An 11,212-nucleotide genomic window follows, 5' to 3' on the forward strand; every position below is an offset into this window, starting at 1 on the left:
GTTAAATTCGTCCTTCCACTATTTGTGTAAACTCTAATGCATTATCCTCAATGTAGTGTAAGGTGTATTCTTTTCCTGCATGTTTGCTTAATTGATTTTCCACCTCACCATCCCATTGAGAAGTTGAAACTATAACAATTACTTGATCAGATAATTGGTGTATACCTTCTGCTACTCGTTTTCTATGATCAGCATCTAATGCCCCAAATGGAGAATCCATTACAAGAGGATACACAGCTTTCATATTTGCACCTTTTATCTGGAAATCACTATTAGGTTTTTCAGCTTTTTTACGCTGCATATCAACAATGGCACCAATAAATGCAAGACTCGTTAATTGTCCCTCGCCTTGTGACATCCCTACTTCCTCATGACTGTTATCGGTAACAATTAGTTCATAATCACTAGTCATAGTAACGTTATAATTTTTCCGAAGAAACTTAGAAAACACTTCTTTTATTTGAAAAGCAAGACGTTTTCTAACGTCTTCTTCTTGAAATTCTAAAAGACGACTAATTACTTTTTCGAACTTCATAGATGTATTTAAACTGTTTTGAAGATTTAACTCTTTTAAATTCTCCCTTTCTTTTTTAGCTATTTGTTTTTCAAATAAGTCTACTTTCATATTTAATTCTTCACGTTGTTTTTCATAATACATAATCATTGCTCTTTGCTCTTGAATTGAATGCTCAAGTTGAGTAAATTTCTTTTGTAAATCAATTAATTCTGGATTGTTTTTTGATCCTTTATTAACATTAAGTTCGGCAATCTCTTGTTGAACCGTAACGATATCTTTCAGTTGTTGATTTCTTTGATTTGAATATACACGTACTTGCTCAAATATATTTTTCCTTTTTTCTTTAATTCCATTCATTTTTTTATTTAAGACCTGTATCCCATTATACTGTGAATAAGCAGAAGACGTTCTTAAATGCGCAATATGCTCTTTTTCATGTTCTGAGATTGGTCGACCACAAATACAGAATTCCTCTTTTTCTAATTTTTCTAGAAATTCTTTATCTAAATACGACTCAAGGCGATCGTCATTTTCAGATTTATTTTCAATTTGTTGAATAAGGGAAAGCGACATGACAAGATGACCATTACTACTTAAGAGCTTCGCTAATTCATTTTCAATAGAAACTAGTGCTTTCTGCAGACGTTCTAGCTCTTTTTTCTTGGAATCATACTCGATTTGTAGCGCTCCAATTTCTGCATCTGCCTGAAGTTTTTCATCAACTACTTTAATTTCTTCTTGTAACGCTACGATATTACTTCTAGCATCTGAAAGCCTATTTATTAATTTTTCTTTTTCATCATTTAGCTCATTTCTATTAATTATTAGCTCTTGATATTCACCTCCATTTTTTTTGGCTAGCTCTTCTTGAAAGTTTTTTTTCGCACTTTGTAAATGTTTTTTTGCTGCTACAAATAAATCCAGACCCATCATTAATTTTATTGATTCCTTAATTTCGTTTTTCGCTCGTTGCTTACCCAAGTTGTCAATTCTTTCACCATCGAAAAAGAAAAATGAACTCAGCTTTTGCGGAATAATTTTATCAATTGTATCAGAAACACTTTTAATTATTTCTCCTTCACCTGATTCATTGATTCTTTTCAAAAGTACTTCTGTTTTTTTGGAAGGAAGATAAGCAGTACCATCAAACTTATGATTTAAAAATCGTTCAATCTCAAATTGATGACTTCCATCTTCAAAATATAGCTTTACTGAAGTAGTTATCTCAGCCACACCTGTTAGCGAAGACTCTCGTACAAATCTTCTATTGATTACTTCATGGGAATTAGGTAAATTTAACGGTTTACCATACAAAACCCATAGAAAAGCATTGATTAGCGCTGTTTTTCCTGAACCGTTTTCGCCATGTATAACGGTTACGTTATCAGTTTCACCGTAAGCAAAACTAATAGATTGCTGACCATAATATTGTCGAAAATTATTTAGTATTAGTTTTTTAATGATCATCAGTTATACAACCCTTTCAAAAGACGTACAATTTCTCCAACAACATCTCCGTTTGATCCACTCTTAGTACTTAAATAAGCGTCTTCAAGATTTAAAATTTTTGAAAAAGTCAATTTTTCTTCTATAGTAAAATCTCGAAGTTCTTCTTCTAATACATCTTGCAAAGTTTTTGATTCCTCCATTAATTTTCCCTCTTTTCTCATAGATGTTGTAAGCTATATAAATTTTTTAATTTAAGTAAAGACTGCGAAGCTTTGGGACCATTGATAGCAAGCGAAGCAAATTCTTGAACTCTCTTTAATTCCTTTTCTAGTAATCCTCGCTCAATATTAAAATCTGTATCTGACAACTGATTTGTATCTGAAATTTCCTGAGAAATAACAATAAAATCATGTAAAATAGCAAACTCCTTACCTTTTGCTTTTCTTAATACTCGCCCTCTTCGTTGAATAAATTCTTTTGGATTTGAGCTACTAGCTAAAATATAGGCAGTTCGAGTATTAGGAATATCAACGCCTTCGTCTAAACATCTAATAGCAACTAATGTTTCGATATCCCCATTATCAAACTGATTCAACAATTCACGCCTTTGCTTATTATCTTCTTGAGATGTATAACTGCTACTGTAAATACCTAATCGTTTACCCATCATTTGAATCAGTCGATCTACTTGTCGTTCCCCTTCTTTCTTTTGGTCACCACAGTAAACTATCGTATGTCTTAATTCTCCTGCATCTTTTTGCTCTTTTAAAAGTTTTTCAAGTAATTCTTCCTTATTCTGAGCGCTGTTAACTAAACGAGCACGCTTTATTAAAAGTTGCTCTAAATATTCATTTTTATGATCGTCACCTTGAGCAGCAAATAATTTCGCGATTTTTCTACTCAATACCATGTACTCCTCGCGCTCATTTTCAGTTAACACTACAATATGTGGATGATAGTAATATGGCGTTAAATATCCCGCCTGAATAGCATCACTCAATTCATATTTAAAAATAGGTTCGCCTCCAAAATACGAAAAAATAGCTTCCGTTCCTTCATCATCGTTCCATCGACGGGGCGTCGCAGACAATGCGAGACGATATTTAAAATGATTTGGTAATGAATTAATTGATCTTGATGTTCCAATATTATGAGCCTCATCGACAATAATTAGACTCTCTGTTGAAAGTCTTTTTAGTTGGAGTTGAACATCTTTTGACATTTTTAGAGTCTGCATGGTCGTAATGAAACACAACACGTCTTGATTACCGATATTGTATTGAGTGATTTCACTACTAGTTAAATCAAACCATTGACTTCGATTTTGATAAATACGTATTGGTTGTAGGCCAAATTCAACGGCATTTTTCGCCCACTGATCCACTAAATCAATTAATGGACAAACTATGATAATTGCTAAGCGCTTTTTATTATTAAATAATCTATTAGCAGCTGATAGCGCTGTCAGCGTTTTACCTGTACCAGTAGCCATTTCAAATAATCCCTTGTAATCATTCTCTTCCCAACTCGTTATGGCTTGCCTTTGATAGGGATGAAGATTTAACCATTTTGGAATTTCGTAAGACATTGGTTGCATAATTTTCTCAACTCCATCATCAGAAAGAAAATTTTTGTTATACTTTGATTGTAATCTTTTTAGCAAATAATTGTTATTTTTTCTATTGTTAGTGCCTGTAAATAATAAATTTAACTTTATATAAGGAGTAAGTAATATGAGTGAGAGTACTTTTGATTTTTTAAAAGAATATAATGAAGATGCATTAGCATTAGCGCTCGATATGGAAAGGCAATACCACATTGATCCCGATGCAGCGTTAACATATTCACGTAAGTTTATTGAAGAACTTGCGAAGGATTTGATTTGGAGAACAAAATTAACTAGGGGCTCTGTTCCTTTGATAGAGATGATTCGTTTAATTCAAGGAGCACACGTTCTTTCTAGTAAATCAATCGATGATTTGCATTATGTAAGAAAACTTGGAAATAGCGCTGCTCACAGTTCTTCCACTGAAAGTAGCATTCATTTGCCACGTGTTCACAAGGCAATGTTTGATATTGCAGTAGACTATGCTACTCGACACTTTGACGTACCTAATCTTCCACACTATACGTTACCTAGAATCCCTTCTTTGGCTTCGTCTCAAATGGATGAGAAAAGCGTAAAGGATATTTTGATGAAATTACTCGGAGATAATGGTTTGACTGTTGCACCTGTAGTGGCTCCTAAAGATACTCAATTGACTGAAGAAGCGATGCGTCCTGCTATTCGTTATTTAATAAATAGCGATATTCAAGATAACTATCTTTATACCTATATTTCTCGCTTACAAGAAACATCTAAAGATGCCGTAGAGAATGGTAACGATCCATTGGGTGAACTCAGTGATTATTTACACGTTGATCGTAAAATCCAATTAGAACTTGTCGAGAAATTAAAGACTACTTCTGAAAAACAACTTATTTTACTATGCGGAAATGTGGGTGATGGTAAATCCCATTTGCTAAGTTTCGTTCAGAAAAAATATCCTGATCTTCTTTCTGATTATACAATTTATAATGATGCCACAGAAAGTTTTGATCCCACCAAAAATGCTGTAGAAACACTATTCGAACGCCTAAAAGATTTTTCTGATCAACGTTTACAAGATAATTTAAATTCTTCGAAAATGATTCTTGCAATCAATATTGGAATGCTTGCTAAATTTCTTGATTATTCAAATGAAGACTCTGAATATACTTATTCATCACTTAAAGATTTTGTAGATCAAACGAATGTATTGAAGCCAGGGACTACCTCAAACGTTCTTTCACAATCATTTACGCTATTTAGTTTTTTAAGCTACCAACCTTATGAATTAACAGAGGATGGACCAAAGTCAGCTTTTTATTCAATGTTACTTGAAAAAATCTGTTCTGATACTCCAAATAATCCTTTTTATGATGCATATCGAATAGATCGAGAAAACGAAATTGATACAATTTTACATCGTAATTATGCATTGTTGAGCCAAAAAAATATTCAAGATCAAATTGTACAAGTCTTAATTGAATTAATTGTAAAACATCATGTTTTGATTTCAGTGCGAAACTTCTTTAATTTAATTTCTGATCTATTAATTCCTGTTAACTGGAATGAGTTAAAGCAGGTTACTGTCAAACCATCTATTATGCTCGAGAACGGTTTACCCGAACAATTATTCAATCGTCCAGAGCGTTCTAATTTGCTAAATCAAATTGCTAAGCTTGATCCGCTAAGAACGCGTCATCGTGAGATTGATGACCTCTTCCTTTCTCTTTATACAGGAGGAGAAATTGATGAAATTATAGAGCACTTAGACGAAAATGCTCAATCTTTTTATTCACCCGATCAAGTGGACAGTATACAAGAATGGACGGGGCAGCTGATTCGACTAATGGTTTTAAGTAATCCAGAATTCGCAAAAAAAATTCTAGATTCAGTCTATCAAAATTATCTGCAATTCCTTTATCAATACAATAAAGGCGATACACGACGTTTACAGCCTTTATATGAAATTAGTAGTTCCGCTTACTATAAGTGGTTTGGATCTCCGAAGCCATTTTACGTTTATACAAAAAAAATCACTAAGCGTCATCGTATTGCATTTAAAGCGGAAATCGAGGGGAATCCATCAAATATTAAATCTAGTACGGAAACTATTCTAAGTAAATTTAGTTCAACTATACTTTTAGATTTTAATAAAAAAGGTGACGAAAATAACCTTGCTAAACTAGAAATTGATTATCCACTATTTCAATTGTTTATGGACATTCAAGATGGTTATCGTCCTACTAAAGAAGACGATCACCGCTCAATAAAATTTCTAGAATTTGCCGAAAAAATTCACGAAATGTGTACCTCGTCTTCAGAAATAATGATTGTAACGGAAGATTCTAAACAAGCATATTTACTAAATCAAGATCGTTTTGGAACACGAAGCTTCAGACATATGGGAACTGCGGAGGACTAACATGGAATTACTAAGAGGAGTTATTGAAAAAAAGGTTATCACACGAACAAAGAGAGAGTTAAATGCGTTTCGCCAGATGTTTCCATTTAACACTCACGTTTCAAAACTAAAAGCCGATGAGACATTTAAAGAAAACTGGACAAATGAGTTTGCATCTTTCGCACGCTTAATTAGTGGCTATAAAGCTGATTATTCAGTTGACGATCAAGTGGTAGATTTTGAGCCTCTTTTAAATGAAATGTCTATTGAGACTGAAGATGAAGATGAATTTGTTGCATTATTAAATGAATTGTTAGTTACAGGCGAAACAAAACAACAGCTTCAACATCCAAACATGTTACTTCATTTGGAGAGTGCCGAAATAAAAAATCGTGTTTTCAAAATTTCAGATTATCTTTACGATTTATGTAAAGAAAATGCTCTACTGCAAGATTTATTTAAAGCAAACAAACAAAATAATGTTCTACAAAATATTTTCTCTGAGTTGAAGCCTGAACTAGAGCCAATAGATAAAAAACCGTCTTCTTTTGATCATAAATTGCCTTGGATAGGTGATTTATTTGCTGACGATTTATTATTTTTAAGAAAACATCCTGATTTCTTTGTAAAGTATGCTGACTTAGTTGCATACTACTATACCTTCTTTTTGCTAAGCCAGAATGTTGTTAAGCTATCTTTACTCGAACATGCTGATTATAAGCAGAATACTGTTGAGCCTCTTTATTTTACGTTGGATTGGGAATCTACTGTTTCAAGCAGACGTGATGCGGTTCGAAAAGGATTTAAATACTTAGACGAAATGTCTACTAAGCTATTTAGCACGCAACTTACGTTAGCTCAATTAAGTTGTAACACAGAAAACTCAGAGTTAGAAAAAATGATGGATTTTCCAACTCTCAAATCAATATTTGATCAATTATCAAGCCAAGAGCAAGAAAAATGGATACAAGAGGTAGACACGCAAGCTGAATCCATCATCGAAACATCTAAGCTTCAGCATAAAATTACGCAGAGTTCAACATTTTTAGACTCAGTCAAACAATTGATTTATGTTATGGAAGTATCTTCTCCTGAATCTGCTCAAAAGCGTTACGGTAGCGGCATAACAGAAATCGCAAAAGTACGACTGGTAAAACAACGTGGTAGAAACGGAAATGTATTATCGCTCAATCAAGAAGTTCTGACTATGTTCCTCATAGTAATTGTTCGATCTTCAAAAATGCGTCTTCAAGATGTTTATGTCGAACTCGAAAGGCGCGGTATTTTCTTAGATCGATATAGCCGTGTTGAATTTGAAAATACACTAGAAAGAATGAGCTTACTTATAAAAATGAGCGATAGCGGGGAGGCACAGTATGTCAAATCAATTTTATGATTATTTATCACTGCATATTAATGACTATTTCATTAAAAATCCACCTAACAGTGGAGACAAATTTTTCATTCGCTTTGACCATCAAGAAGAGGTTACACAATTTTTATCATCTATAAAAAATAAGATATCAGCAGATTTTTTAAGCCCTTTTGAATACACGCATGAAGGACAAAGTTCCTTCCATTCGTATTCGATTCAGTATGGGGACACAAAATTAATTTTAGCCGCTCAAAGTTCTTCTGTTACTGCTGACTATTTAGTATTACTTCGAAATCTAGTAAGTCAGCAACAAGAACATTGGCAAAATACAGCGCTCCTGATGATACTTCCTCAACAGCTGGATAGTATTGAAGGGGGTAGTCGCAATTTGCAAAAACAAGGAATGCCACTTCATGTAAAATCTCTTATCCAGTCTTTAAAAAACGATGTAGAACATAAACTTTTTAATGAGTCAGATCAAGCCCTAATGTCTTATTACTTATCTCAGTTTATCGAAGACCATGGAGATAGTGGAAATGTAAACTTTATGGATTTTGAACCTATTCTTGATGTTTTAGCAAAAGGAAAAGTTGCAACGAGTGATTACGAAAAGTTAGGTTTTTTTAAAGACGATTTAACTCAGTACGTAGGAACAAGAAATATTGAATTACGACTTAAAGAAAACCAAGAACTTTATCAAATCATTCAAGATTATCATCTTTATAATGTAGAAAAAGTTCTCGATCGAAAATTTACTCCTGAAGGACAAAAAAAATTGAAGGCTGATGGTTGGAAAGATTTAAGTTATTCTCAAGTTAATTCATATATTGAACAAACAAAGAAAAAGTTTGAGTTAATAAATTCGTCAGCTAAACAAAACAATAAAAAGTTAAGTCTCTGGGAAGTACCTAAAAGTAGTTCAGCTGCTGGTCGGAAACATCGTCATATAATTATTTTTAATCCAGAAGCGCTAGAACAAATCACTCTCACTTTGGAATTCAATATTGATGGTGATCACAAAATGCCTAAAAGTATTAAGTCCTCTGGAGCTAGTTATAAAAACATCTCCGGTAAGGCAAATGTTTCTTTTGAACACAGTGGTAAAAAATTAAAAGTACTTTTAAACGACTTAGAACACCAGCCTTTTCATGTCCATACTGAATACACTCATGTTCGTGGTTTAAAAAACAATTTCTATATAACTATTCTTCCTTTTGACGAAGAATTAATTTCTAATTACAAAGCATCTTATTCTAATGGTTGGACAAACGACCATCCTTATCTTTCTTTAGAAGACTCAGAAGGTCAAATACGTATTGGGAATCCTAATTTTTCACATCCTGAAGAACATACTATAACGAGCTCTAAAGAAACAATTAAAGTGCATAAAGAGACGAACGCAGCATTCTCTTTCGATCCTGACTTAATGGATGGCAATCAAGTTCTAAAGGTGAATTTGCAAGTCGAGGAATTTAATCCGATCGAATTACTAATTTCTGATTTACCTAATAAACCTCACCCAATCACTGGTACTCGACTTTGGCAAATGAAACGAGAGAAAGCATCTTCTGTTATTGTTTCAGGAAAACGCCTAATCATTGGAAATGAACAGTTCTATGATCATGCTGAATACCGTCAGTTTATTCATTACGAAACTCGCTGGATTGAAGAAAGCATGTTCACCGGTATTATTCAAAACGGAGAACTTTTTGCTAATGAAGATTATGAAGTACAAAATCTTCCTTTACGAGAGGCATATAATCGCTTTGTTAATTATTTTAAAGGACTCAATAGTGTTCCTTTTTATGAAAAAATTGATGAAAATTATCTAAGTGTGGCAGTTCCTTATTTGAACGCCTATACTCATTTTGTTGAAAATCTTAGCTCAGATACTAAATTAATGGAAGATGGACTGGGTACCGATCGTCTAGGAACTATTTATTCAGTCGATCAAAATCAAGTGTTCTTGACGCCCTTTCATCCATTAAATGTTGCTTATCAAATTGAACTCTACAATCAGCTACAGAGCACACATGTAAATTACTCTATCATTAATCGATTACGACCTGACGCCCTTCTACCGATACTCAGTTATCAACCTGACGGAAGAAATCAGCAGTGGTACAAGCCTGAAAGCCAGAACATAGCTCCTGAATGGATTACGTATAAACCAATTGATGAACTTGCTATCGTCGACGCAGAAAAATTCTTAGACAAAGTCATATTCGATAAAATGAATCAATTCATTAATCATTTCGACTTTTTATTTAATACCGAAACAAAAGCTTCTTTAAAGTTGAATGTTATTGAGATATCAAGTGGACAACCGATTCTAAAAGGCATTGTTTCTTGGATGTTCAAACAAATAGAAAAATATGGTGTGGATCGTTTAATCCCTGTAGAGGTTCGTCTATATAATCAGCATTATGAACCTGGACACAAGGACTTGGATGATTTTTCACAGTATGATTTCTTCAATGATCTTGAGCATCAATTTGATGATCTTCGGTCCCTTATGAAGAGAAGTAGTAATTATCTCTTTGAAGATTTAATTCAAATCGTTCGCTCTCACTTAAAGTTTTATCGATTTAATCAAAGTAGTAAATTTGAATATGCACACATCAGCTTTTACAAAATGCGTGGAAAAGAGAGCATCTATCCAGATCGAGCAGATAATATGAAGACTGGAATGGCCTTAGGCGGGCTTTATTCTACTTTGTCCGCTACAATTAATAAAAGCTCTTATTTGAGCGGATTCGGAACAAAGTTGTATCCTATTGAGGAACAAGAGACACTTGCAAAGGTCGCATATGCAGTAAATGAATTTAATTTCAATATGCGTGATGCAGGAAATAATCCTTACTCAAAAGGAACTGTTGCAGTCTCCTCTATGAAGGTCTTACCAGATGATACTTTTACTGAAATTTACGAGCAATCTCATTGGGTAACCTTCATTGAGCCTACAGTCGACCTAGGATACTTTCATGGAAATAAAAACGTAGATCAAGACTTGCTTGTCATTCATTATAGCGACCAGTACACTTCATCATTCCGTTACGATGCTATCACGGTTACTAATAAAGCAGGCCAATACCAATCCATCGTAAAAGAGTTTTTCAAGGCGAATCCGATGATTCATCATGAACCAACTGATCAACACATTGTACAAGCTATCAAAGCCTTTAATACCATTAATGGTGAGTGGCTCCTTGAAATGATTAGAAGAGGAATAGAAAGTCCTGATAAACGAAAGCACTTCAGTCGAGAGAAATTTAGTATTCTTTCAGCTGTTCGATACGCACTTGCTCTATTTGATCACCCTTCTATTACATGGGTTCCTATTTCACTTGAAGAAGTTCTTCGAGTTGCTGGTGCCGCTGGATTTACCCGTGATAGTGTATTCTCAGCCAAATCGTTAAATCGATCTGGAACTCATTCTGATGATTTACTTTTAATTGGTCTCGAAGAATCTGTTAGTGGATTAAAACTTCACTTTTTCCCTATTGAAGTAAAGATTGGTATAAATGATGACAGTGTGATCAAAAAAGCAATTGAGCAAATCCAGCATACAAAAGATTTATTCCGTACCAATCTTTATAATCGTGCCGATGATACTTTTGAAAACGATTATTATCGCCTCTTTTTCGCTCAACTCTTTTTAACAAATGCTAAAAAGATTCATGAAAGTGATCTTTGGCCAGAACGAAATAATTATGATTTTGAAAAACATCGTCAACCAGTTATTACAGCGTTGCTCAAAGGAGACTTCATAATTGATGATTCACTTGAATCACACCTTGGAGACGGAATTGTCCTTTCCTTTAAACAAGACGTTCCGAACGCTTCTCTCGTTAAAGGTGAAGACCTGTCTCTTATACACAT

6 protein-coding genes are annotated in these 11,212 nt (G+C 33.8%); 3 read left to right on the forward strand and 3 right to left on the reverse strand.

The genetic code is table 11. From position 1 onward, the window contains the following. Window position 1: 1 nt before the first annotated feature. The 3 genes from F8N00_RS02625 to F8N00_RS02635 are packed head-to-tail and all read right to left on the reverse strand — an operon-like array spanning window position 2 to window position 3,563. A complete protein-coding gene (locus F8N00_RS02625) occupies window positions 2–1,984 on the reverse strand; it encodes an AAA family ATPase (protein ID WP_421017742.1) in 1,983 nt (660 codons plus the stop codon). After that, window positions 1,984–2,166 (reverse strand): hypothetical protein, encoded by a 183-nt coding sequence (locus tag F8N00_RS02630; RefSeq protein ID WP_421017743.1) that lies wholly within the window; start codon window positions 2,164–2,166, stop codon window positions 1,984–1,986. Before F8N00_RS02630 ends, F8N00_RS02625 begins: the two co-directional genes overlap by 1 nt. Window positions 2,167–2,183: 17 nt before the next feature. After that, window positions 2,184–3,563, reverse strand: coding sequence for a DEAD/DEAH box helicase family protein (locus F8N00_RS02635; RefSeq protein WP_421017744.1), 1,380 nt, complete (start codon window positions 3,561–3,563; stop codon window positions 2,184–2,186). 136 nt (window positions 3,564–3,699) lie between these two features. Between F8N00_RS02635 and dptF the strand changes: the two genes are divergently transcribed. The 3 genes from dptF to dptH all read left to right on the forward strand — a co-directional run. Then, window positions 3,700–5,976 (forward strand): DNA phosphorothioation-dependent restriction protein DptF, encoded by a 2,277-nt coding sequence (gene dptF, locus F8N00_RS02640; protein WP_421017745.1) that lies wholly within the window; start codon window positions 3,700–3,702, stop codon window positions 5,974–5,976. Between the two features lies 1 nt (window position 5,977). Beyond that, window positions 5,978–7,351, forward strand: coding sequence for a DNA phosphorothioation-dependent restriction protein DptG (dptG, locus tag F8N00_RS02645; protein WP_421017746.1), 1,374 nt, complete (start codon window positions 5,978–5,980; stop codon window positions 7,349–7,351). Further along, window positions 7,332–11,212, forward strand: a 3,881-nt coding sequence (dptH, locus tag F8N00_RS02650; RefSeq protein WP_421017747.1) for a DNA phosphorothioation-dependent restriction protein DptH, incomplete at its 3' end; no start/stop codon positions are given. The genes dptG and dptH, both read left to right, overlap by 20 nt.

The sequence above is a fragment of the Exiguobacterium sp. A1_3_1 genome (assembly GCF_048985645.1).
Taxonomy (GTDB): domain Bacteria; phylum Bacillota; class Bacilli; order Exiguobacteriales; family Exiguobacteriaceae; genus Exiguobacterium_A; species Exiguobacterium_A indicum.

Excerpts from the sequence above, each read along its gene's own strand:
- F8N00_RS02625 (WP_421017742.1), bottom strand. The coding sequence starts at position 1,984 with ATGATCATTAAAAAACTAATACTAAATAATTTTCGACAATATTATGGT.
- F8N00_RS02630 (WP_421017743.1), bottom strand. The coding sequence starts at position 2,166 with ATGGAGGAATCAAAAACTTTGCAAGATGTATTAGAAGAAGAACTTCGA.
- F8N00_RS02635 (WP_421017744.1), bottom strand. The coding sequence starts at position 3,563 with ATGCAACCAATGTCTTACGAAATTCCAAAATGGTTAAATCTTCATCCC.
- dptF (WP_421017745.1), top strand. The coding sequence starts at position 3,700 with ATGAGTGAGAGTACTTTTGATTTTTTAAAAGAATATAATGAAGATGCA.
- dptG (WP_421017746.1), top strand. The coding sequence starts at position 5,978 with ATGGAATTACTAAGAGGAGTTATTGAAAAAAAGGTTATCACACGAACA.